Annotated in this window: 21 protein-coding genes; 4 read left to right on the top strand and 17 right to left on the bottom strand. The window is 47.8% G+C overall.

From position 1 onward, the window contains the following. Positions 1-76: 76 nt before the first annotated feature. The 6 genes from BK126_RS24145 to BK126_RS24120 all read right to left on the bottom strand — a co-directional run bounded on the left by BK126_RS24145 (position 77) and on the right by BK126_RS24120 (position 6,514). The gene (locus BK126_RS24145) at positions 77-1,294 is read right to left on the bottom strand and encodes an ABC transporter permease (RefSeq protein ID WP_076315060.1); all 1,218 of its coding nucleotides are present in this window, start codon (positions 1,292-1,294) and stop codon (positions 77-79) included. 3 nt (positions 1,295-1,297) lie between these two features. Continuing rightward, complete coding sequence (locus BK126_RS24140; RefSeq protein ID WP_076315059.1) at positions 1,298-2,044, bottom strand: ABC transporter ATP-binding protein; 747 nt, start codon at positions 2,042-2,044, stop codon at positions 1,298-1,300. Positions 2,045-2,061: 17 nt separating this feature from the next. Continuing rightward, complete coding sequence (locus BK126_RS24135) at positions 2,062-3,426, bottom strand: DEAD/DEAH box helicase (protein ID WP_076315058.1); 1,365 nt, start codon at positions 3,424-3,426, stop codon at positions 2,062-2,064. Between the two features lie 195 nt (positions 3,427-3,621). Next, the gene (locus tag BK126_RS24130; protein ID WP_076315057.1) at positions 3,622-4,398 is read right to left on the bottom strand and encodes an SDR family NAD(P)-dependent oxidoreductase; all 777 of its coding nucleotides are present in this window, start codon (positions 4,396-4,398) and stop codon (positions 3,622-3,624) included. 127 nt (positions 4,399-4,525) lie between these two features. Further along, on the bottom strand, positions 4,526-4,984 hold the full coding sequence (locus BK126_RS24125) for a chemotaxis protein CheX (RefSeq protein ID WP_076315056.1): 459 nt from the start codon (positions 4,982-4,984) through the stop codon (positions 4,526-4,528). A 204-nt stretch (positions 4,985-5,188) separates the two neighbouring features. Then, positions 5,189-6,514, bottom strand: coding sequence for an MFS transporter (locus BK126_RS24120; RefSeq protein WP_076315055.1), 1,326 nt, complete (start codon positions 6,512-6,514; stop codon positions 5,189-5,191). 262 nt (positions 6,515-6,776) lie between these two features. Between BK126_RS24120 and BK126_RS24115 the strand changes: the two genes are divergently transcribed. Together BK126_RS24115 and BK126_RS24110 are read left to right on the top strand one after the other, a co-directional pair. After that, positions 6,777-7,679, top strand: coding sequence for a LysR family transcriptional regulator (locus BK126_RS24115; RefSeq protein ID WP_076315054.1), 903 nt, complete (start codon positions 6,777-6,779; stop codon positions 7,677-7,679). A 19-nt stretch (positions 7,680-7,698) separates the two neighbouring features. Then, positions 7,699-8,508: a histidinol-phosphatase gene (locus BK126_RS24110; protein ID WP_076315053.1), complete on the top strand. Its 810-nt coding sequence runs from the start codon at positions 7,699-7,701 to the stop codon at positions 8,506-8,508. Positions 8,509-8,718: 210 nt separating this feature from the next. Here BK126_RS24110 and BK126_RS24105 read toward each other — a convergent pair whose 3' ends face one another. The 8 genes from BK126_RS24105 to BK126_RS24070 form a co-directional block, all read right to left on the bottom strand. Further along, entirely contained in the window at positions 8,719-9,690 is a 972-nt protein-coding gene (locus BK126_RS24105; RefSeq protein ID WP_076315052.1) for a DMT family transporter, read from the bottom strand. 16 nt (positions 9,691-9,706) lie between these two features. Then, on the bottom strand, positions 9,707-10,264 hold the full coding sequence (locus BK126_RS24100; RefSeq protein ID WP_076315051.1) for a GNAT family N-acetyltransferase: 558 nt from the start codon (positions 10,262-10,264) through the stop codon (positions 9,707-9,709). A gap of 28 nt (positions 10,265-10,292) precedes the next feature. Then, a complete protein-coding gene (locus BK126_RS24095) occupies positions 10,293-11,060 on the bottom strand; it encodes a metallophosphoesterase family protein (protein WP_076315050.1) in 768 nt (255 codons plus the stop codon). A gap of 54 nt (positions 11,061-11,114) precedes the next feature. Continuing rightward, positions 11,115-12,062: a metallophosphoesterase gene (locus BK126_RS24090; RefSeq protein WP_256703026.1), complete on the bottom strand. Its 948-nt coding sequence runs from the start codon at positions 12,060-12,062 to the stop codon at positions 11,115-11,117. A gap of 27 nt (positions 12,063-12,089) precedes the next feature. Next, entirely contained in the window at positions 12,090-12,902 is an 813-nt protein-coding gene (locus BK126_RS24085) for an AAC(3) family N-acetyltransferase (RefSeq protein ID WP_076315049.1), read from the bottom strand. A gap of 153 nt (positions 12,903-13,055) precedes the next feature. Continuing rightward, positions 13,056-13,829: a succinate dehydrogenase iron-sulfur subunit gene (gene sdhB, locus BK126_RS24080; RefSeq protein WP_076315048.1), complete on the bottom strand. Its 774-nt coding sequence runs from the start codon at positions 13,827-13,829 to the stop codon at positions 13,056-13,058. Positions 13,830-13,871: 42 nt separating this feature from the next. Then, positions 13,872-15,617: a succinate dehydrogenase flavoprotein subunit gene (gene sdhA / locus BK126_RS24075; RefSeq protein ID WP_076315047.1), complete on the bottom strand. Its 1,746-nt coding sequence runs from the start codon at positions 15,615-15,617 to the stop codon at positions 13,872-13,874. Positions 15,618-15,642: 25 nt separating this feature from the next. After that, the gene (locus BK126_RS24070; RefSeq protein WP_076315046.1) at positions 15,643-16,305 is read right to left on the bottom strand and encodes a succinate dehydrogenase cytochrome b558 subunit; all 663 of its coding nucleotides are present in this window, start codon (positions 16,303-16,305) and stop codon (positions 15,643-15,645) included. A 347-nt stretch (positions 16,306-16,652) separates the two neighbouring features. Here BK126_RS24070 and BK126_RS24065 point away from each other — a divergent pair, with 347 nt between their 5' ends. Further along, complete coding sequence (locus BK126_RS24065; RefSeq protein WP_076315045.1) at positions 16,653-17,549, top strand: LysR family transcriptional regulator; 897 nt, start codon at positions 16,653-16,655, stop codon at positions 17,547-17,549. Between the two features lie 14 nt (positions 17,550-17,563). On the opposite strand, the gene BK126_RS24060 is transcribed toward BK126_RS24065, so the two are convergent. After that, the gene (locus BK126_RS24060; protein WP_076315044.1) at positions 17,564-18,229 is read right to left on the bottom strand and encodes a potassium channel family protein; all 666 of its coding nucleotides are present in this window, start codon (positions 18,227-18,229) and stop codon (positions 17,564-17,566) included. Positions 18,230-18,252: 23 nt separating this feature from the next. Then, on the bottom strand, positions 18,253-19,599 hold the full coding sequence (locus BK126_RS24055; RefSeq protein WP_076315043.1) for a TrkH family potassium uptake protein: 1,347 nt from the start codon (positions 19,597-19,599) through the stop codon (positions 18,253-18,255). Positions 19,600-19,966: 367 nt separating this feature from the next. On the opposite strand from BK126_RS24055, the gene BK126_RS24050 reads away from it, so the two are divergent. Then, positions 19,967-21,667, top strand: a complete 1,701-nt coding sequence (locus tag BK126_RS24050; RefSeq protein WP_076315042.1) for a CPBP family intramembrane glutamic endopeptidase — start codon at positions 19,967-19,969, stop codon at positions 21,665-21,667. Here BK126_RS24050 and uvrC read toward each other — a convergent pair. Then, on the bottom strand, positions 21,636-23,621 hold the full coding sequence (uvrC, locus tag BK126_RS24045; RefSeq protein ID WP_076315041.1) for an excinuclease ABC subunit UvrC: 1,986 nt from the start codon (positions 23,619-23,621) through the stop codon (positions 21,636-21,638). The two genes, BK126_RS24050 and uvrC, sit on opposite strands and share 32 nt — an antisense overlap. Positions 23,622-23,876 lie beyond the last annotated feature (255 nt).

Genomic DNA, 23,876 nt, shown 5'->3' with positions numbered 1-23,876 from the left:
TCGCGAATAAGTCACCAGGCCATAAAGGAAAGGGGCCTATCCATTGATAGACCCCTTTCCGCTAATCACCTTACACTTATTCCAATTCCTCTTCCTTAGTCCATTTCTTCAGTTGTGAGCTTCGGAACATACGGGCGATGAGTAGGCCAAGAGCTAATGTAATTAGCAGCTCTACCCATCTGCCCCACCCTCCGACGAGCAGTGGAATCCATAACAAGATGGTTAACGCCCACTGCAAGGTATATACAAACTTCAGTACCTGTAGTCTACGGCTCACTGCTGTTACCGGATAGATGTAGATCCAGAAGGAATCACGGTGATATCGGAGTAGTCCGGACAGCTGAATTCCCAGTACGAACAAGAAGAATAAGTATACTCCGCTTCCCCACAGGCTGCTTCCCGTCCAATACACGAACAGACCGCCTACAATGGCAAGCCTGATACATATTCCCAGCAGATCACTGCGGATGAAGGTCTTTGCTATTAAGTATTGAAAAGCTGTGTCCTGCCCCCATGATATACGTTCAGCCAGTGGTGCAAGCAAACGGCGGGAATGGACACGCTGCTTGAGTGCAGGGACTTCGACGAAGAATCCTAATGTCTTGATCACTCTCGCTCCTCTGATCTGCTCGGTCTCGATCAGATGCTCCCAATGAACCGGCAATCGTACGGGCAGACGAAGAGAGACGACATACAGCACAGTCAGTACAGCGATAAAGATTAATCCAGGTATAACCTGATGCCATATCCATGCATACAATGACAAGGTGATCACGGCATAACGCAGAAGCCGGTATCCCATCCGTGACGACTTGGATAGCATTTGCTGCTCGCACCAGCCTCCGAAACTGGCAATACATTTTAAGATCACGAGCAGGATGAGAAACAGCAGGAAGGGCTTAGGTTCTCCTTCACTCCGAATATAAAGCGGCCACAAGAGGATGAATAACATGATGAGTCCAACCGTTTTGTAGACGATACCCCGAATAAAGCTGTTCTTCAAATATAGATGCATCCGATATTCCTGAGGTCTTAAGAAGACAATATCGGCTTGACGAAGATAGGTCCGATAGCTGCTGAAGATGACCGGAGCAACGAGCACAACAAGCATAACCCACCGAATCGGAAAACCATTCGGTACATCTTGTACAAGCGAAGTGTACCATGCGGAAAACGCGATCAGGGAAAAGCCAAGGACGACGGCTACTCCGCTCTGCAATACATAGCCTAAATAAGGAGTAATTTGGCTCCAGAATGCACCTCGTCTTGATTTCCATAGCTGCTGCAAATCCATCTTCTAATCCCCGCCTTGTACGAGCTTATAGAATATTTCCTCCAGCGGCGCCTGTCTCATTCCGGACCCAGCCCGAAGCTCTTCCAAGGTCCCTTGTGATATAATCTTTCCGCCATGAAGTATGACGAAACGATCGCAATAATTCTCTATCGTGGACAGGATATGTGAACTGAGCAGAATCGAAGAACCCGAGGCGCGAATTTGCATCATGAAATCCAGCAGTGATCTGATGCCCAGTGGATCTAGGCCCAGAAACGGTTCATCAATAATGTAAAGTGGTGGTCTGGCCACAAAAGCGCTCATGATCATGACCTTTTGACGCATCCCTTTGGATAAATGGGCAGACAGGCTGTCTTTTTTGTCCCGCATACGGAACATGTCCAGGAGATGATCGGCTCGCTCTTCGAACTCCGTCTTGGGCACATTATAGGCCCTTGCGGTAAATTCCAAATGCTCCATAACGGTCATCTCCATGAACAGCTCTGGTGATTCCGGAACATACGCCATGCCGCTCTGGTAAGCTTCTGGATTCTCATCCCGGCGTTTGCCTCCAATGAGCACCTCTCCCTGATGAGGCACCATCAGACCTAAGATATGCTTCATTGTCGTACTCTTCCCGGCACCGTTCAGACCAATCAGACCAACCATTTCACCAGGAGCAACGCGTATATCAATATCATGCAGCACCGGCTTCCTTGCACTGTATCCACCGCTTAATCCGTTAATTTGCAGGATAGGTGTCTGTTCCATGTGATCCCCGCTTTCTTCTAGGACTCGCTGTTATCATTACGTTTATTCTTGAGCCATTTCGGAGCTCCTTTGTTCTTCTTGTCTTGCGCCTTCTCATTCTTGCGTCTTCCGGCTGGTGCCGGCTTGTCCTTCGGACGACTTGGCGTATGGCTGATGCCCGCTTTTGGAGAAGCCGTTCTTGGAGCAGCCTCTGTACTTGATCCGCTTGATCTTGTGCCTTGACGGAATGCACTGCGCTTCGCTTGATCGTCCCGTTCCTGTATTTCTCCTCCGTACAGCACCCGTTCGATCAGCTCTATTCCGAGCTCTCTTGCGAATTTACGCATAATGAATGTTTCCTTCTCGCCCACAATGGAAATCACCGTTCCCGTCTTGCCCATCCGTCCTGTTCTTCCTGCCCGGTGAACATAGTGGTCTGAATCAAAGGCCGGATCAAAGTTGATAACCAGCGGAAGATCCTGAATATCCAGTCCGCGCGCCGCAACGTCACTGGCTACCAGCAGCTTGATTTTGCCCTCTCTAAAATTCGCAAGAACTCTACTCCGAGTCATTTTATCGGCATCTCCATATAAGGCCGCTGCAGACAGACCCATAAAGTTCATCTTGCCTTCTACTTCAGCAATAGTTTCTGCCGTATTCGCGAACACGATAGCTCTGGTCGGGTCAAAATGGCGCACAATTCTTCGCAGCATGTCCACCTTTTCCCGTTCCTCAGCTACAAAGTAGAGATGCGTCAGACCGCTCGCTGTCATCTGCTCAGGTTCAATGCCTATGGTGACCATATCCTTCATTTCGCGCTTGGCAAGCTGCTCGGTCTCCTTATCCACCGTTGCAGACAAGAATACAAGCTGACGATCCCTTAATGAACGATGCATGATCTGCTCTACATCTCCGGCTCCGCCAAGCTGGAACACTTGATCCACTTCATCAATGACAATCGTATTAATCTGATGCATCTTCAGCTTGCGAATTTCGATAAGTTCACGCACCCGTCCCGGTGTACCCACAACCAATTCCGGATGTTCCTTCAGCTTCTCAATTTGGCGCTTGATTGCAGCACCGCCGATAAGTCCCAGTGTCTTAATTCCGCGGTAGGCACCGTATGTTTCGGCTTCGCGAACGATCTGCATCGCCAGCTCCTGTGTTGGAGCGAGGATCAGCTTCTGCGTACCTTTGACATCCGTATTTACCGTCTCCAGCACCGGCAACAAATAAGCCAGCGTCTTTCCTGTTCCTGTCTGGGAACGTGCAAGCACATCCTTGCCTTCCTTAATGACGGGAATGGTCTGCTCCTGTACAGGAGAAGGTGTCTGTATGCCCCGTTCCTCAAGTCGTTCTATCAAACCCGGGCTCAGCCCGAGCGAATTAAAAGTTGTCGTCATTCAAGTCCATCCTTTGTTATAAGTTCATTACTGTTCATTATATGCGAAAAACGTTCACGTACCAAATTACGGCTGCCAAAAAAACAAAAGAACGCTGCAGCAGTATCCATCCAGCTCACCAAAATTGATTGAAAACGAATCAAAAACCACACAAAAAAGCTCTTGAGCACAATTCTGTTCAAGAGCTCTCTATTGCTATTTACGATTTAACAAGCCATACGTAAGCTTGTCCGCCAGCCTGGGAAACAACTGATATAGCTTTATTCCCGCCGCAGCGATATGCGGAAGATTAACCTCTTCCTTCTGTTTAATGATCGCCTGAACCATCTTATCCGCTACATATTCAGGCTGCATAATAAAGCCCTTCAGGTTGCTAATGTAACTACCGCCTGGATCTGCCGTCTCAAAGAAAGGCGTATCAATCGGCCCCGGATTAATCGTCGTTACCTTGATCCCTGTCTCTCTCAGCTCCTGACGCAGTGCATTGCTGAAGCCAAGCACGGCATGCTTCGTTGCCGTATAAGATGCAGACTTCGCTGTTCCAATCTTGCCTGCCATGGATGCGACATTAACGATATGCCCCTGTCTGGAAGCAAGCATATGGGGCAGTACAGCCTTCGTCATTCGTACAATACCCATATAATTTACGTCCATCATTTGTTCAAAGGCCGCTACAGTCATGTCCTTCGTCATCTCGAATTGACCGTACCCTGCATTGTTAAGCACAACATCGATCTGACCGTACCTGTCGATCATCGTCTTAATCAGTGCTTCCACCTGAACATTATCGGTTACGTCCAGCGGATACCAGTCCGGTGTACCGGTGATCGAGGCACTGATCTTCTGCAGCTTGTCCTCCGACCTCGCCAGCAGCACGGGCAGAGCGCCCTGCTCACTTAGCTTCTGAGCACAGATTGCGCCAATACCGCTGGAAGCTCCTGTAATGAGTATTACCTTATCCTTTAATTTCATCTTTCTTACCTCCCGAGTGCAGTCCACTTATGTATCTGATCATAGTGTACCTGCAAATGGGTTTCAAGATTACAGTTTCATCATAAGATATAAGCTGCTCAAAGCTGATTCTAAGCTATTTAGCTTCTTACGAAATCATCACCTGAATATCAAGCTCTCCGATACCGTCCATCACAAGCGGAATGCTTAGCGCCTGGGTTACCGCCTCCATCGCTGGATGAGAGGACTTCGTTACTTGCGGCGGCGTAATATCAACGGCAATGCCCTGATTGTATAGAATCGTGCTTGCGTTCCCGCTGATCATATTGCCAAGCTCTGAAATTGCGCTTTGTCCCATCTCATCCATCTCTGAGATAACAAATCCGCCCATCATCGCAGAGACGATCCGCAGTGCCACCTGCTCCTGTATTCCGAACACGACCTTCCCGTTCAATTGTCCCGTCATTCCGATTAGAATCCAGATGTGGTCCTCGAGAAATTCAACTTGCTTAATACCCAGCTTGCCGGCGGAAGGTGAAATCTGAATCAATTGCTCAAATACGAGCCGCGCGGACTCCAAGAATGGATTAATTACTTCGGCTTTCAACGATTGTGCCTCCTTACTAGGTTAATGGTCACGAATCAAAAGTCCCATTATTTTAACAATATTATACTTGAAGCCACACCAAAATTCATTACGAATTCAAGCCAAAGGCCCATAACTATTGTTATCGACAAGTAAGAAGTGAATATTTATACCAAATCGCATTTAATCCACGTTTGATCCGCACGCAAGATTAGTTCTATAGGACTATAATGTTGCCGCAGGTGGTTTCCCTGGGTTTCTCGTTATTGGCGGCTCGGAATCCTCTGAAGCTTCAGCTTCCCCTTTGGCCAAATTAACCCGAGTCAGCATCCATATACCCGCAACAAAAAAGATAAGCACCGATAGAATCGCCAGTCTGCTCGTTCCCGTAGCGGCTGCCGTAAAGCCAAATACAGCGGGTCCGAGTGCCGCAGATACTTTACCTGACAAACTCATGAACCCAAAGAATTCCGATGTCTTATGCGCAGGCACCAGGCGGCTGTAAATAGACCTTGCCAAAGACTGAGATCCCCCTTGAACCATTCCCACCATAAATGCCAAGATATAAAAATGGAGGGCCGATTCCATAAAGAATCCAAAAATAACAATGACCACGTAAAACCAGAGTGACAGATACAAAGAACGCTTGGCCCCAATCTTACCCGCCAGCTTACCGAATAAGAAGGTAAAGGGAACACCCACAAATTGAGTAATGAGAAGTGCTGTAATCAGGTGGGTTGTACCGATTCCGATCTCAGCACCATAAATAGCAGCCATGCTGATAATTGTGCTGATTCCATCATTAAAGAACCAAAATGCAATGAGATATTTGAACAATTCAGGATACTTCTTCACATGAAGAAGGGTGTTCGCCACACTTTTGACACTGTGGAGCGCCGTCTGTCCCACTGAACGGCTGGCCGATCGTGAAGCCCCCTTATCACGCAGTGGAAATCTCCGGAGAAGAGGAATAGCGAACAGCAGCCACCATAAGCCTGAGGTCAGAAACACGAGCTGCATCGCCTGAATTTGCGACGTAAAGCCAATGCTTTCCCAGCCTTGGATCATAATGACATGGACAAGCAGCAGCAGCCCTCCTCCAATGTAGCCAAACATGTAGCCCCGTGCGGAGAGCATATCCCGTTCTGGAGGCGGGGCAATATCTCTCAGCATGGAATCATAGAATGTATTTCCCCCGGAAAAGCCCAGCGTAGCAATAATAAAAAGGATGGATACAAATATATAGTCCCCTGTTCCGGTCAGTGCCATTGCCGAGCTTGCGGCAGCTCCCACTATGGCTGCAATCATTAGATAGGTTCCTTTGCGTCCCCCGACATCCGCCGCTGCTCCTAATATAGGGGAGAGAACGGCGACAAGAATCATGGCGATCGTTTGGGAGAAAGCCCAATAGCTGGTAGCTATTGCATCATCCAGACCCTCAGCCGCCACATTTTGATAAAAGATAGGAAGTACAGCTGCAATCATGGTTGTTGCAAAGGCTGAATTCGCCCAGTCGTACATGACCCATGCACGTGCTTGCTTTGGATCCATTCGTAAACCCCTCCATCATTTATCTCATTTTTTAATATTAGTTAGCATGACTTTTGCATAGTTTGAGATTTCATATGATAACTTTACATGAGATATGTTAATTAAATTTGCATTTTACATAAACTATTGGACAAGCCACAGACACGATCTGCATTGCTCTGCCGCTTTCAATCGCCTATAATTTAATAGTGTACTTTCCTTTCATTAGAAAACAACGCGATAAGCGAATTATTATGCAACCTATGAAGTCAGGAGGCTAGTCATGAACATCAGTCAATTGGAGACACTGATTACGATTTCCAAAACGATGAGCTTCCGTAAAGCCGGAGAACTTCTTAATTTGACACAACCTGCCGTCTCAGCTCAGATCAAAAGCCTTGAGGATGAGTTTCGGACGGTACTTGTGGACAGATCCCAGCCGGTCGCCCTAACGGACCGAGGTAAGGTATTTCTGAGCCACGCTGAACGGATTCTTGAAATTGTGGATGAACTGAAGCTCAAGCTCCTGGATCTTGATCAGAACCCACAGGGACATATTTTACTGGGCACAACCACATCTATCGCCATTCAAATTCTGCCGCGCATTCTGTCTTATTTTCAAGATCAGTTTCCACAGATTAAGACAAGCATTCAATCCATGCCATCCTCACAAATCTATGAGCAAGTAGAGAGCGGGATGATTGACGTCGGAATCGGTTATCTTATTGAACGGAACCCTAATTTAAGCACCTCTACCCTGTACTATGACACATTTGAATTGGTTGTGTCCCCCAAGCATCCGCTGGCAAAGAAGAAACATGCTACGATTGATGCACTGGGTACAACGCCGCTCATCATGCTGTCACCGGATACAGTCGGCCGCCGGTTTGTAGATAATATCATGGATAAACACGGGATTGAGCCCAATATCGTAATGGAATTGTCCAGCAGTGAAGAAGTCAAAAGAATGGTGGAGCTGGATCTCGGCGCAGCCGTCATCTCCAAGCAGGCCATTGCCGCAGAGCTTCGTCTCGGGACGCTGGTCATGATCCCGCTCAGCGAGCTCGAGGTCAGCCATCCTGTTGGAGTCATTTATAAATCCAGTCGGTATTTAAATTCCGCGATGCAGCAATTTTTGAGCGATCTCAAAGGAATGCCGGAAACTCAGTTTGTAAGCTCGGAATAATGAAGAAGGAGGAACAGGAATGAAATTTGACCTGCATACGCATCATTTCCGCTGTGGACACGCCGATGGGAACATACGCGATTACGTGGAAGCCGGTATTTCCGCTGGACTTGCCGCCATTGGCATATCTGACCACACTCCCTATTTCGGCAGCGAAGAAGAACAACCCTTCCCGAAGATCGCGATGCCCAAAGCAGAGCTTCGTCATTATGTACAGGAAGTTCTGGACATTAAGAAGGAATATGAAGGGAAAATTGATGTCCTGCTCGGCATTGAATCTGACTTCTTTCCCGAAGTTGCACATATTTATCATGAGACGCTCAGCAAATATCCCTTCGATTATATCATCGGTTCTGTACATAGCACCGGCGGTGTGAGTATTTTTAACAAAAACAGATGGAAGGGATTAGACGATCAGACAAGCCTACAGGTAAAAGAGGCATACTATGACCTGATTCGGCAATCCGCGAGAAGCGGCATGTTTCAAATACTTGGACATATCGATGCCATGAAGGGGAATTACCCTGCGTTTGCCGACATTCCTGCGAGTAAGGCTATAGATGAGACCCTAAAGGTCATTGCTGAGGAGAAGATCGCTATTGAGATCAATACTTCAGGAAAGACTAAACTATGCGGGGGCTGGTATCCTGCTGACGAAATTCTGGAGAGGGCCCTTCATTACGGTGTATATGTTACGTTCGGATCTGATGCGCATAAGCCGTCTCGTGTAGGAGATGAATGGGAGGAAGTCCGTACAAGGCTGATCGACATCGGGTTTAAGGAATGGGTGTATTACAAACAGAAGCAAATGCAGATTGTTCCTCTATAATAGCCACTATAATAGCTGTCAGGCCGCATACTGCGGTCTTTCTTTATGTAAAAAGGCAAAAAAAGTGGACCCGCTTCTAAAATAAACGGGTCCCAACAGCATTGAATTTATATTATCAAAAAGGGGGTCATGTCAATAAGTTTACCCGCTCACTGTTAGAGTAAAGTTTCAGTAATATTTCATTTGTGTAACAAAGTACATTATTTTACATTACGAATGTTGTGTATCCCCTTTGGCTCTTGAAACCATCGTTTTAACCGTGACCGACCTGTTTACAATCAAGATTCCGCTGACAACGAGCGACAGTGAAATACCGACCCAGCCTGACATCTGCTCTCCAAGCAGAATGGAAGATAATATGACGCCAAATACCGGGATCAGGAACAGATACATCGATACACGTCCGACATCATTATATTTCATAATGGTATTCCAGATTCCGAATCCTACAGCCGACAATACGGCTAGATACAATAAATACATGAATAGAGTGCCGTTAATCGCAAAAGGAGCCGCACCGACCATCGGTACAGACACCACTATGAGCAGGATTCCGCCAAGTGCCATCTGTCTTCCCGTTAAAGATAACACAGGCTCATGTCTGCTCTCCTGCTTCGCCAGTACATTACCTACACCACCAAAAAGGGCAGAGCCCAGCAGCAGCAATTCTCCCCAGCCAAAGGAGAGACTGAGATCCCCTTTTCCAATGCCCACAGCAGCAATACCTAAGAATCCCAGCAGCAATCCGGTAATCTTCATTACAGTCAGTCGCTCTGCCGAATTTACGAAACGTACGGAGAGCATCTGAAACAAGGAGGTCGATCCGACGATGATGGACCCTTGTATCCCCGTGCTGTAGCTGAGTCCTACGTACAGCAGTAAATATTGAAGAAAGGTTTGAATGAGGGCTAGACGAGACAATCTGGCTTTGCCAAGCTTTTTACGATGTTCTGTTGTTGCTGTTCTTCGGGTGACAAAATAATGAAATATGATAAGCAGCAGACCTGCCAGTGTAAACCGATAACCTGCAAACAGCCACTGCGCCCCGTAATCTGCTGCACCAATTCCCAAATCCTCATATCCGATCTTTATAATCGGCATCGCACTTCCCCACAGAATGGTAGCGACGACTGCACTAATGACGATCCCTGCGGGGTGTCTAAACCATTGTTCTATTTTCATAGTGTACCTACTTTGATTATAATGTCTGTTCCTTTACATAAACGAGTATATCCTGTCCATTTTTTGGAAGCAGAGAGAAATGCTTATGTGTCCGCATATACGTCATTCCGTTCTTAATGAGAACCTTCTGGGAACGCTGATTATGTTCATGGCATTTGCCTTCAATTCGCTGAAGCCCAAGCTCCTCAAAGCCGAAACGGATCATTCGTCCGACCGCCTCCGTTCCATAACCCTGACCCCAATACCTGCGGTCAAACAAATACCCGATCTGTGCCTCCTTCTTATCTTCCTTCCATTGCTGGAATGAGATAACCCCGATCAGCTCGTCCGTTTCAAGGAGACATATACCATAGTGAACCGATTCAAGTCTCGCTCCGGATATCCATATTTCCTTTAGCAAGCGCCTAGCCCGAAGCTTAGTCGGCAAGTGTACACGATTTAAATACTTTATGACCTCTACATCATTCAAAAAGCGAAATATCGTCTCATCATCGCTCGGCGTAAGGCCTCTGAAGAGCAAGCGCTCAGTCCTCAGCACCGGCAGTCCTCGTCCTAACGCTTGCTTCGTGAACATGGTCGTATGCTCCTATCGTCATTTATCTTTATTTTTGTATACCGCGATAAACACCTGTGCGAATTTCATTAATGTAGAGATCCATATCCGGGGCACCCGAATTCAGGGCAATTTGAACTTCTTCCTCAATGCGATAAGGTACACGAATAAATTGGATATTAAAAGCTGCATCAGACGAGGACGACTTCTCTCCGAATTGCCCCATCGTAAGGTTCGTTCCTTCAAGAATACAGTAGGAAGCTTCCGGAATGTCCAGCGGGTTGCCTACGCTGCCCGCATTAAATAATACTTTGCCGCTGATATGCTGAAGATAAGCGTTATGCACATCTCCATAACCGACCACATCCGGCACGTCCTGCTCCAGCTCTTCAATGGATGCAGCAATCGGCGCGAACATACCGAGTCTCTCCTCTATGCTGTCCCAAGGCTGGACACGATGATATACGCTTACGGCCGAAGCATGCACCAATCGAATGGAACGCCCGCTGAGTCTGAAATGACAGCTAAAGGGCAATGAGGATAAATAGGATAGGCGCTCCTGACCAAGCCGATCTGCATGCCACTCAAAATGAAGCCCCTCCTGCCTTTTAGCAACAAGCTCATCCCAGTTGCCCCGCACAACGACTTCACAGTGTGCTCGGACACTGTCTAAGCAGGCTTCCGGATTCGGTCCTTTGCCCACCACATCACCAAGACAGAAGATACGCGTAATCCCGCGGTGGCGCATATCCGCCAGTACGGCTGTCCATGCGGTCATATTCCCATGAATATCGGAAACTATAGCGATTCGTTCCATCTCATCATTTCCTTTCTGTTATTGTTCGTCCCTATGCACTGATTCATGTGCAGATTACAAATGGATCATCGTCAGCTCGGGCTTGCATAGGAAACGGATGGGCAGCTGGGTCATACCCACACCCCGATTTACATACACCGGCATGGATGCCCCCTCTTCTCCGGTGTAGTACAGTCCTTGAATATATTTATGCGAGCCTCGCGGTGTCGTCAGAGCGCCGATAAAAGGAGCTCTCACCTGTCCTCCGTGACTATGCCCGGACAATTGCAGATCATAGGCGTATCCAGACGAAATATCGGCGTAATCCGGTTCATGCATAAGAAGAAGCGTAAATATATCTGCCTCCAGACCATCAAGTGCAGCTGCCGGATCAGGTACACCGTTCAAGGCATCGTCCAGGCCCGCGATGGCAATGATGTCCCCATTTCTTTCGACTGTAACATGCTCATTAACTAGTAATGTAAAACCCGCATCATGATACAGCTTTGCCAGCTTCTTATACTCCCGTCCACGATAATCATGATTGCCGAGCACCGCATACTTGCCCAGTGGGGCCTGCATAGATCGGAGCAGGGGAACACACTCTGCCATCGGTTCGGCCTTCGCTTCTACCATATCCCCAGTAAAACAAATGATATCCGGAGATTGTTCTCTGACCGCCTTAGCCAATCGCTCCATATCCGATTTATCCATATGAAACCCCAGATGCATATCACTAAAATGGGCAACTCTCATCCCTTGAAAGCTCTGAGGAAGTCGGGGGAGCGTAAGGTTCACATGCTCCACTTCGAGATTTCGCGGCTCCCACAGCCAAGCGTACCCTCCCGTAAACAAACCGGCACCCGCGGTAAGTCCCAGCTTCATCACCTTCTTCAAGAAGCTTCTGCGGGAATGATGCTGCTTTGGTTTGCCAGGGAAAATGGCCGGAACTGTCTCACTTCCATCCTTGGGACGTTCAGGTTTATTATCCAGTTCCCTATTCGGGCGTGGTGTAAATTCCAAGCGTAATTTCCCCCTTCTAATGAAATGCTATAACTGCCTCTTTGACCTGAGCCACTCCGCAGCATAATCAACGAGTGCACGCTGCGGTGCCAGGAAGCAGGAGGCCTGCCTGATGTGACTTCTCGCATATATAGAGCCATCCGTCTGCTCATAATCATGACCCAGCTTATCAAAATCATCGGAGCTGATATTATAATCACGATAAGTAATCCACTGCTTGCTGCCCTGCACAAGGACTGGAGCCTGCTGCTGGATTTCCTTCCTGCCTTTATATTCCGTTCGGTACTCAGCCAAATGCAATGAGGTATTTCGATCATGTCCGCAGCCGATTAACAAGACATAAGCATCCGCATCGTACAGCCGGGCAAGCGGTGATGACTCGCCCAGCGGATAATCATAGGCATGGTTCTCTAAAATATAGGGTGCAAGCCGTCCATGCGCCGCAAAGGACACATTCGGATGCAGACTACGCAGTACAGCACCGCTCTGCCTGAATGCATCAACAATAGCACCCATTCCAGAAGTCTCTGTCATATCCGGATCATATGCCGGCATTTCAGCACGAATAAGCTCCCACCACTTCGGGTCTGCAGGAGGGTTCATCCAAGTGGAGGGGTCCGTTAAATCCATTGACTGCGTCGGCATGACAAGAGTACCTTCCGGGCCCAGCACATCCTGGAGCGCAAGGACAACAGAAGGAGCGCCCCCTGGAATCCATCCTCCAAAGCTCTTTAGCGAGGAATGCACAATCAGCGTCATCCCGGGTCTGAGCCCCAGCTGGTAGAGCCCTTCGCTAATTTCGGTCCGGGTCACGGGTCTGTCTATTATGGGTTCCGTCAAAAGTATTGCACTTCCCTTCTTCAGTTAGTTCCGATTATAACACACTCCGGGTATCTGTATGGAGCCAAGGCAGGCATGGCTCTGCCAATATAAAGAAACTCCGTCTTCAGCATCAAGACGGAGTTCTTGCAAATCATATTACGAGGCGGGACTTTATGCGCCCAGCCAGCGTTTAAACATATGCTTGGTCGTATCCTTGTTCATCTCTGCAATGGAAGTTGTAAGCGGAATGCCTTTTGGACAAGCTCTTACACAGTTCTGCGAGTTACCGCAGCCTTCAATTCCTCCATCCTCCATGAGCGATTCGAGTCTCTCTTCCTTGTTCATCTCGCCTGTCGGATGAGCATTGAACAAACGGACTTGTGAGATCGCTGCTGGACCGATAAAGTCTGTCTTGTCATTCACGTTAGGACACGCTTCAAGACAAACACCACAGGTCATACACTTGGACAGCTCGTAAGCCCACTGGCGCTTCTTCTCCGCCATTCGCGGACCAGGCCCCAGGTCATAGGTTCCATCGATCGGAATCCATGCTTTGACCCGTTTAAGTGCCTTAAACATGCGATCGCGATCAATAACCAGATCCCGTACTACCGGGAAGGTCTTCATTGGCTCAAGCCGGATCGGCTGCTCCAGCTGGTCCACGAGTGCAGCACAAGCTTGACGCGGCTTCCCGTTAATAACCATCGAGCATGCTCCGCAGACTTCCTCAAGGCAATTGGATTCCCAGCATACCGGAGCAATCTGCTTGCCCGAAGTATTCACCGGGTTGCGCTGAATTTCCATGAGCGCACTGATAACATTCATTCCGGGACGGTACGGAAGCTCAAATTCCTCAATATAGGAAGGAGAGTCCGGTTTATCCTGGCGGGTAATGACAAACTTCACACTTTTCACGGTTTGTTTATTTACAGCGGTTTCTGCCATGATGGTTCCTCCTTACTGTTTATAATTCATTCCTTACTGCTCTTATTTGTCCTTGGAATAGTCACGGATACGCGGCGGAATCAGAGATACGTCAACAGGCTCATACGAAATTTCCGGTCCATCCGGCGTCCATTTTGCAAGACTCGTCTTCAGGAAGTTCTCATCATCACGATCCGGGAACTCCGGCTTGTAGTGCGCCCCGCGGCTTTCATTACGAAGCAGTCCGCCCAGCGTCATCGCTTCAGCCAGCTCCAGCATGTTCCACAGCTGTCTTGTGAAGGATGCACTCGTATTGTTCCAGCTGGATGTATCATTCACGTTAATGTTCTTGTAACGCTCTTTTAATTCCTTAATTTTGCCGATGGTCGCTTCAAGACGATCATTGTAGCGGACAACCGTCATATTGTCCTTCATCCAGTCGCCGAGCTCTTTATGAATAACATAGGCATTCTCCGTGCCTTGCATTTTGGTGATGCGGTCGTACTTCTCGGTCTGCTGCTTCTGATATCTGTCGAACACAGAAGAGGATACATCCTGCGCAGATTTCTTAAGACCTTTGATATATTCAACCGCCTTAGGACCTGCAACCATCCCTCCGTAAATCGCCGATACGAGAGAATTGGCGCCAAGCCGATTGGCCCCGTGGTACTGGTATTCACACTCTCCCGCTGCAAACAATCCCGGAATGTTCGTCATCTGGTTATAGTCGACCCACATACCGCCCATAGAGTAGTGAACCGCAGGGAAGATCTTCATCGGAATCTTGCGCGGATCGTCGCCCATGAATTTCTCATAGATCTCGATAATACCGCCAAGCTTAACGTCGAGCTCCTTCGGATCTTTGTGAGACAAATCAAGATATACCATATTTTCGCCATTCACGCCGAGCTTCTGGTTAACACACACATCAAAAATTTCACGTGTGGCAATATCCCGGGGTACAAGGTTACCGTAAGCCGGGTATTTCTCTTCAAGGAAGTACCATGGTTTACCGTCCTTGTATGTCCAAATACGGCCACCCTCACCCCGTGCCGATTCTGACATCAGTCTCAGCTTATCATCACCTGGAATCGCTGTCGGGTGAATCTGGATGAATTCTCCGTTCGCATAAGTCACACCTTGCTGATACACCGCACTCGCCGCTGTACCTGTATTAATAACCGAGTTCGTCGTCTTACCGAAGATAATACCGGGACCGCCAGTTGCCAGAATCGTTGCATCCGCTGCGAATGTAGCGACCTCCATACTGCGCAGATCCTGAGCCACAATCCCGCGGCATACGCCTTCATCATCCACAACCGCCTGCAAAAACTCCCAGTGCTCATGCTTCGTGACAAGACCTGCTGTCTCCCAGCGGCGTACCTGCTCATCCAGAGCGTACAGAAGCTGCTGACCTGTTGTCGCACCTGCAAACGCGGTACGGTGATGCTTAGTGCCTCCGAAACGGCGGAAATCGAGCAGCCCTTCCGGTGTCCGGTTAAACATAACGCCCATCCGGTCCATCAGGTGAATGATGCCTGGTGCTGCTTCACACATCGCTTTAACTGGAGGCTGATTCGCCAAGAAATCACCGCCATAGACGGTATCATCGAAGTGAACCCATGGAGAATCGCCCTCCCCCTTGGTGTTAACTGCGCCGTTAATACCGCCTTGGGCACATACGGAGTGAGATCTTTTGACAGGTACAATAGAAAATAGATGAACGTGGACTCCTGCTTCTGCAGCCTTGGTTGTTGCCATAAGTCCTGCAAGACCGCCGCCCACGACAATAATGTTGGATGTAGCCATTTCTAGTTCACTCTCCTCTTACAGCTTAGACTGTTACTTTCAACATTTCGATTACAGCAGATGCATCAAATTCCACAGAGCGGAAGGCAAATAGCGATGCAACAAACATAATGGAGCAGACTGCGAACAAGCTCATGCATACGTACGACGATACGCGCTGTGCACGAGGTCCGCGCGTAATTCCCCAGCTAACAAGGAACGCCCACAGGCCGTTAGCAAAGTGATACGAAGCTGCCACGACACTAATCAGATAAATAATGAAATAGACCGGATTCGTTACAATGCTGTGCATCAGCGCACCGAGCTCCTCATGGCTCACCTCACCCAGGAATACCTGAACGCGTGTCTGATAAACGTGCCAGATCACGAATACGAAAGTAATGACGCCGGATATACGCTGAAGCATATATCTCCAGTTGCGCTCATTGTTGAACCTGCCTACGTTCGGCTGGGCCTGATACGCAATGTACAATCCGTATACACCGTGATACAGCATAGGGACATAAATCACGAAAATTTCCATCAAAAGCAGCAGCGGAAGGCTGTTGATCAAATTTACTGCAGACTGAAACCTCTCCGGCCCGCCTTCAACAGCTGCAAAGTTCGAGAACATGTGCATAAGAAAAAACACACTCAGAGGGATGAGGCCTAGAAGCGAGTGAATCTTTCGGGCATAGTAACCTTTCATAAACTGACTTTCCCCTTTCCATGTACAGCGTTTTCATATTTGAATTTGGAAGATAAAATGAACGAAAGATCATGCACCCCGTCAAACAAATAATTTATCCTATAGGGGAATGGTTCATGAAAGACTCATGAAGTCTCCGGTTCAAATTATCTGGATCACACAGTGACCTGCTAGTTCACTAAGGCTCGACAAATTTCTAGTTTTTGCTTAACTTGTGAACAACCTGTGTCGCTATAATGTTACTCTTTTTTTTCTTATAAGGGAATTGCAATATAATTATTAAATGTTATAACTATAGGGTATAAGTATATATGTTTATAAACGCTAAATAGGAGGATGAAGCATCTATGTATGAAGAAATGCAGGCATTTGCCACTGTTGTTGAGCAATCCAGTCTTAACCAGGCCTCCAAGCTGTTAAACCTGTCACAGCCTGCTCTGTCCCGCAAGATCGCCAAACTGGAGGATGAACTTGGTGTTACCCTTTTTAATCGGGTTGGCAAAAGATTGGAGCTGACCTCCATCGGAAGGCTTGCTTATGATTTTGCGATTGAACAGCAGCAGCAGCAGCTGAAATTTCTGCAAACACTGGCCCAATTCAAGGACGATACGGACAGCGCTATCACACTGGGGGCCAGTTTAACGACACTGCAGACGACGCTGCCTCCGCTCATTACAGCATTTATGGACAACCATCCGCATGCGGAGATCAAACTTGTTACAGGCAAGACCCATGAAATTGTATCCAGTGTGCGCGACAAGCAGGCTGACGTAGGCATCGTCGCTTCTTCCATTAACGAACCCGGACTAAACTGTCTTCCTCTCTTCGACGACCATTTGGAGCTCGTTGTCGCCAGCACACATCCTCTAAGTGGACAAGCATCCCAAATGGATGATCTTCAAAAAATGCCAATGATCACCTTCTCCAAAGGTACCTGGTATCGCAAATTAACGGATGATCTGTTCCACAGATCAGGAGTCATGCCGGATATCCGGATGGAAATCGATTCCTTTGAAGCCATTGTACGTCTGCTTCCAACCTGCAAGCTTGCCGCCCTGCTCCCCAAATCCTATTTGAGGCCGCAGCTGCTCGCAGACAATGACTTGGTCACGGTTCATATTCCTGAGCTTCGACAAACAAGACGGACGACCTGCATGATCTATGGACAAAAAGAAGAGCTAAGCGCGACAGCCAAGCAGTGGATTCACGAAATACGTGAATTTTTCGCTGCAAAGCGCGGTTAGCTCAGGGAATATTCTTATTGGCTGATGACTTCTTCGTCAAAACGCTCAATGTTGTCATTGGTCCCGATAATAATCATGATATCTCCAGTGTGCACATGATCGAGTGCAGTTGGTGCAATAATGATGCCCTCATTCTTCTGAAGAGCAACGATGCTGCAATTGTATCTGGCTCTCGAATTCAGCTCGGAGAGCGTCTTGCCATCCAGACATCTCGGAACTGTCATTTCGACAATGCTGTAATTGTCAGACAGGTCGATATAATCGAGCAGATTCGGCGTGACAAGCTGGTGTGCAACCCGTTTGCCCATATCTCTCTCCGGATAGACAATCCGGTCCACGCCCAGCTTCTCCAGCGCCCTGCCATGCAGCAGCGAGATGGCTTTGGCAATGACCTTTTTCACACCGAGCTCCTTCAGCAGGATGGCCGACAAAATACTCATCTGAATATCGTCGCCAATCGCCACGATGCCGCAGTCGAAATTGCGGATGCCCAGTGAACGAAGCGTATCCTCATCCGAAGCGTCCGCGACGACCGCATGAGTCAGGAACTCACTCATGTCATTAACGATCTCCTCATTGCGGTCTATACCCAGGACTTCATAACCATTCTCTACGAGTTCCATTGCCAGACTGGAACCGAAGCGGCCGAGCCCAACAACAACAAATTGCTGATTTTTCATAACGTTAGTCTCAAATCTCCTCTTTAGCCAATAATAATCTTGCCTTCTGGATGTCTATACAATTCCTTGCTCTTTCGATTGAGCGCATAAGCGAGCGTTATCGGCCCAAGACGACCTGCAAACATCGTCAGGCAGATCAGCAGCTTGCCAATGGTCGTCAGCTCAGGTGTAAGCCCCATGGACAGCCCTACCGTTGCAAATGCCGATGTTGTCTCAAACAAGATCATAAGAAAGCGTGCATCTTCCGTAGTCGATAAAATCATTGTTACACCCACCACCAGGAGCAGCGAAATCATTGTAATGGTCAGGGCCTTAATAATTCGTTCCTGAGCCAAACGGTAGCGGAATATGACGACATCATCCCGGCCTCGTACCATGGATAGCACGGCACCGACAAGAATGGCAAATGTCGTAGTCTTGATCCCGCCCCCAGTCGATCCCGGAGAAGCCCCGATAAACATCAGCAGAATGATAAAAAACTGGGTTGCCTGGCGTAAGCCCGCGATATCAAGCGAATTCGCGCCTGCCGTCCTCGATGTGACAGATTGAAAGAAGGAAGCTAGTACTTTTCCTCCGGCATCCAGTCCGACCAAAGTCTTCGCGTTGCTAAATTCCAAGATAAATATAACGATAGCACCGAAGACAATCAGAAAGCCTGTGATCGACAATACTACTTTGGAATGCAGTGACAGGATGCGTTTTTTTCTTTTTCGAAGCTCCAGTACATCGGAGAGAACGACGAAGCCAAGACCACCTGAAACAATCAATACCATCGCGATGATGTTGATGAACGGGTCATCCACATACAGCGTCAGACTCCGATACTCACCAAAGATATCAAAGCCTGCGTTGTTAAACAAGGATATTGCGTGGAATACGCCAAAATATACTGCCTTGCCGATACTCATATCAAAAGACCATCTAAGCGCAAACAAAACAGCCCCTACTGCTTCAATCGTCAATGAGTAGAACAATACTTTACGGACCAGCTTAACAATGCCTTCAATCGAACTCTGGTTGAACGCTTCCTGCAGGATCAGTCTTTCCCGCAGCGAAATCCGCCGCCTGAATACGATGGCAATCAAGGTGGCCATGGTCATAAATCCCAGACCGCCGATTTGGATCAAAAACATAATGACGACTTGGCCAAATACAGAAAAGTCATATCCGGTGTCCAGTATGACAAGTCCGGTCACACATGTAGCCGATGTCGCTGTAAACAGCGCATCAATGAACCCTACACTTACTCCGTTCACGCTCGATACAGGCAGCATTAAGAGAAGGGTGCCCATCAGGATAATGCCGGCAAAGCCAAGCACCAAAATCTGCGGTGGATTCAATTTAAAAAGACGGTGCTGCTCGTTAAGCACGGGTTCACCTCGTTTTATATTCCTATCATCAAAAAAGAACCAACCTGCCCTTAAAGTCCAGGCACTATTGTATTGGTTCCCCTGTTTTCACTTTAGGATTCGGTTAATTGCTTCTCATTTGAAGTTCAACCACGATTATAAGACTTTCAGGAAAGCGTGACAAAATCAAAAACATCTTAATTTCACTAAAAAAGTGCAAAAATGAATATACTTCTTTAAAGTCAACATATTATGAAACATTATTGGACATTTTCATGCTTGTAAACCGCTTTCTCAAGGATTTGCTCTATTCATTGGCTTTGAGACAGCGGCATATGCTATCTTTACTGTAAGCTGAACAATCTCAAGTAAGAATGGAGGAATGACATTGAATCGACCAGGGCAGCCTTTAGTGCTCAAACCGAACTACAGCTTGCTCGGGGTGCTCGCGGCCATCGGCCTGATCTTGTTTTTTATTTTCCAGATATTGCCGGGAACGTCAATGCAATCTACTGAACAGCAGACAGCAAAGGTAATCAGCAAAGAGGAAGCATACCAAGCTGCGGTTCAATATGCCGAGCGTGAACTCGGGATAAACGATAAAATTATGTTTGAGGATGTATTAGTTACATACCAGTCACGTTCCGAATTATACGGCTATCTGGCTAATCAGAAGCTGCTTGAGCAGTACGACAAAGAATTTGAGCAACAATATCCGTATGATGTATATCGGGTAAGACTCCCCGATCAAGACTCAGGAGGCTATCTAAATGTAGATATTCACATGAATACCGCGAAGCCTGTATCCTATATCCGGGAATTGCCTGATTCCGATTATACGACGAATGAACTGGTGCCTGAATCGGAAGGAAGAGCCGCATTGCTTCGGTTATCCGAAGGCGGAATTTCACTGGAAGATAAAGTGAGTCTTGCTGTCCCTGTTCTATCCGAATTGGGCTATGACGTAAGCGCACTAGAGCTTGAAACGACCGAAGCAGATCCCGGTCTGGTCTATGCAGATCACAGTAAGGAGCTCGGAGAAAGTACGCTGAAGCTTCATTTCACTTTTGAAAATGACGATATTCGATCATTCGAACCCGAGTTCTCTGTACCTGCCGATCACACAGCATATGTAGAGAAGGAAACGTCCAGAGCCAACCTAATGACGCTTGCAGGCTATGGATTATTCACCTTGCTGCTTGGTGTACTCGCTATCGTGTACAGTGTACTGACAAGAGCCTATACCTCATTTAAAAGAGGAATCTGGTTATCCATTCTGTATTTCCTATTCTCCATGATCGGTACGATCAACTTGCTGCCAACATTCCAGGCGGAAGGTTATTCTACCCTTATGCTTGTCATCTTGTTTGGAATCCAAACGTTATTTACACTGGCGATGACCGCTCTTGTATACTTCTCTCTGGTTGCTGGGAACGGGCTCTGGCGGAAGGACGGCTACAATCTATGGGGACGGGCCAAGGAGCCTGGATATGGCCGCTATGTGCTTCACAGCATGTATTCGGGTTACCTATGGGCATTTATACTACTTGGATTGCAGTCCGTCATCTTCTTCGTGCTTGAAAAAGGACTCGGCGTATGGTCTACAACAGATGCCAGCCAGTCCCCTTATAACATGGTCTATCCGTGGCTTATGCCTATCCTTGCCTGGATGGCCGGCATTGGGGAAGAAGCCGTTTACCGTTTGTTCGGTATCCGAATCTTCAAGAAGATGGTACGAAGCACGGTCTTGGCCGCAGTGATTACGTCTCTCATCTGGGCATTCGGTCATACGCTGTATCCGATCTATCCTGTCATCACAAGACCGATTGAACTCACGATTATCGGCCTTGTATTCAGCTTCATTATGATCAAATATGGCTTCGTCACTGCTGTATTCAGCCATGTCATCTTTAACAGCATTCTCATGGGTATCAGCTTGCTCGCCATGCAGGATGCCGTAAATGTAGCTGCCGGAGTATTCTGGATGGTGCTTCCTGCCATCGTGGGTTACGTCATCTACCGTTTTCATTCGGGAACAAAAAAAGAGAAGCCGATATTTACGGCTCCTCATCCTGAAGAGAGTCAATAATAGTTTGGGCGAGCTTATCGCCAATGGATAGAGGCCGGAAGTCTTCAATGCTGGCCTCTTTAATTTTGCGCAGAGATCCGAAATGCTTAAGCAGCATCTTGCGTCGTTTCTCGCCAATACCCGGTATGGCATCCAGACGGGATACAACCATCGATTTACCGCGCTGCTCACGGTGGAATGTGATGGCGAAGCGGTGAACCTCCTCCTGAATACGCTGAAGCAGGTAGAACTCCTGACTGTCCCGAGGCAGCTGAATAACTTCGAACGAATCTCCAATCATAAGCTGCGACGTTTTATGCTTCGCATCCTTCACGAGCCCGCACACGGGAATATACAACCCCAGTTCATTGTGAAGAACATCCAGCGCTGAGGATATCTGACCACGCCCCCCATCGACGATGATCAGATCGGGCTGGGTCAAATTCTCTTTGAGCACACGCTCATACCTGCGGCGAATGACTTCACGCATCGTTTCATAATCATCCGGCCCTTTAACAGATCGAATCTTGTACTTGCGATACTCTTTTTTCTCTGCCTTACCGTCAATAAATACGACCATCGCAGATACTGGATTTGCTCCTTGAATATTGGAGTTATCGAAGGCTTCAATACGGCGAAGAGAGGATAGTCCAAGCGCTTCTCCCAAACGCTGCGCGGCCTTTGAAGTGCGCTCCTCTGTCCGCTCAATCAAACGGAATTTCTCATCGAGAGATACCTTCGCATTCTCCGTGGCCATGGAGACCATTTGACGCTTCAAGCCCCGCTTAGGAATGAGCACCTTGATATCCAGCCATTCTTGAAGCAGTGCTGCTGCACTGACGGGATCATCAATTCCGCTCGACTCTTGATCACCTGATGCCGTCTCGTCAGGAATTGGAACGGTCTCCTCCTCCTGCTCATTCTCCTCTAAACTATAAGCTTGTGCCTGCTCATGCGCTTCGTCTGCTTCCTGAGTCTGCTGAAGCTGCATGTTCTCTTCCTCAGGCAGCATAGGGAGAAGTATTTCCTTCGGCAATGCCGGATTATCACTGTAATACTGGGTTACAAAAGATATGAAGTCCGCATACGCATCTCCGTAAAAAGGAAAAGAAGTGGAATGACGCTCGATCATTTTGCCCTGCCGTATATAAAGAATTTGTACACTCATCCAGCCTTTGTCTATCGCAAAACCGAATACATCCCGGTCCTTGGTATCAGCGGTCGTGATCTTCTGCTTCTCCATCAGGGCATCAATCGCAATGATCTGATCGCGCAGCTCCTTAGCCCGTTCAAAGTATAGATCCTCTGCCGCCTCCTCCATCTTCTTCTGGAGATCCTTCTTGATCTCCTCGTGACCTCCGCTTAGGAAGGAAGCAATCTCTGTGCTAATCCCTTCATAGGTCTCTTTGCCAATCTCTTTGACACAAGGTGCCAAGCATTGACCCATATGATAGTACAAGCATACTTCCTTCGGCATGACTCCGCATTTGCGCAGCGGATACATTCGGTCCAGAAGCTTTTTCGTCTGATGGGCTGCATAGGAGTTCGGATATGGACCGAAATACTTTGCCTTGTCCTTCAGCACCCGGCGAGTGACCTCCAGCTTCGGATGTCGCTCATTCGTTATTTTCAAATAGGGAAAGGTCTTGTCATCCTTAAGCAGTACATTGTAACGCGGCTGATGCTTCTTGATTAGATTCAGCTCCAGCAGAAGCGCCTCTTTGTTACTGCTCGTAACGATGTATTCAAAATCACGGATATCCGCAACAAGCCGCTGCGTCTTCCCGTTATGGCTTCCCGTAAAATAGGAGCGCACCCGATTCTTCAGCACCTTCGCTTTCCCGACGTAGATGATCTTCCCCTGATCATTCTTCATCAGATAACAGCCAGGCAGATCGGGCAGCAGCGCCAGCTTGTGTCTGATCTGCTCCAGCGCCTTCTCCTGTTCATGAATATGGCTCAGATGTGATTCCATCTTCCTTCGTTCCCCCTCCCTGACAAACTGTATTATTAGATCTATATATAAACGGTATATGGAAGTCTTAAAAAGTAAAAAGGTCTGAAAAAGGGATCAAACAACGAATGCATGTTCCCTATGTTATAGTATAACTTCTTTCTTCGTACGATCAAGTGCTATCCTATCCTGTATTCTTCATCACAACCGCAAAAACCATGAAAAAACGCCCCAGGCTGCAATGCCGGAGGCGTTATCATCTTCATTTCTTAAGCC

It is taken from the genome of Paenibacillus sp. FSL H7-0326, from assembly GCF_001955535.1.
GTDB classification, from domain to species: Bacteria; Bacillota; Bacilli; order Paenibacillales; family Paenibacillaceae; genus Paenibacillus; species Paenibacillus shunpengii.
This window is presented reverse-complemented; position numbering and strand designations above follow the sequence as displayed.

Bases quoted from the DNA above. Each gene is read 5' to 3' on its own strand.
- BK126_RS24145 (WP_076315060.1), bottom strand. From the start codon at position 1,294: ATGGATTTGCAGCAGCTATGGAAATCAAGACGAGGTGCATTCTGGAGC.
- BK126_RS24140 (WP_076315059.1), bottom strand. From the start codon at position 2,044: ATGGAACAGACACCTATCCTGCAAATTAACGGATTAAGCGGTGGATAC.
- BK126_RS24135 (WP_076315058.1), bottom strand. From the start codon at position 3,426: ATGACGACAACTTTTAATTCGCTCGGGCTGAGCCCGGGTTTGATAGAA.
- BK126_RS24130 (WP_076315057.1), bottom strand. From the start codon at position 4,398: ATGAAATTAAAGGATAAGGTAATACTCATTACAGGAGCTTCCAGCGGT.
- BK126_RS24120 (WP_076315055.1), bottom strand. From the start codon at position 6,514: ATGGATCCAAAGCAAGCACGTGCATGGGTCATGTACGACTGGGCGAAT.
- BK126_RS24115 (WP_076315054.1), top strand. From the start codon at position 6,777: ATGAACATCAGTCAATTGGAGACACTGATTACGATTTCCAAAACGATG.
- BK126_RS24110 (WP_076315053.1), top strand. From the start codon at position 7,699: ATGAAATTTGACCTGCATACGCATCATTTCCGCTGTGGACACGCCGAT.
- BK126_RS24105 (WP_076315052.1), bottom strand. From the start codon at position 9,690: ATGAAAATAGAACAATGGTTTAGACACCCCGCAGGGATCGTCATTAGT.
- BK126_RS24100 (WP_076315051.1), bottom strand. From the start codon at position 10,264: ATGTTCACGAAGCAAGCGTTAGGACGAGGACTGCCGGTGCTGAGGACT.
- BK126_RS24095 (WP_076315050.1), bottom strand. From the start codon at position 11,060: ATGGAACGAATCGCTATAGTTTCCGATATTCATGGGAATATGACCGCA.
- sdhB (WP_076315048.1), bottom strand. From the start codon at position 13,829: ATGGCAGAAACCGCTGTAAATAAACAAACCGTGAAAAGTGTGAAGTTT.
- sdhA (WP_076315047.1), bottom strand. From the start codon at position 15,617: ATGGCTACATCCAACATTATTGTCGTGGGCGGCGGTCTTGCAGGACTT.
- BK126_RS24070 (WP_076315046.1), bottom strand. From the start codon at position 16,305: ATGAAAGGTTACTATGCCCGAAAGATTCACTCGCTTCTAGGCCTCATC.
- BK126_RS24065 (WP_076315045.1), top strand. From the start codon at position 16,653: ATGTATGAAGAAATGCAGGCATTTGCCACTGTTGTTGAGCAATCCAGT.
- BK126_RS24060 (WP_076315044.1), bottom strand. From the start codon at position 18,229: ATGAAAAATCAGCAATTTGTTGTTGTTGGGCTCGGCCGCTTCGGTTCC.
- uvrC (WP_076315041.1), bottom strand. From the start codon at position 23,621: ATGGAATCACATCTGAGCCATATTCATGAACAGGAGAAGGCGCTGGAG.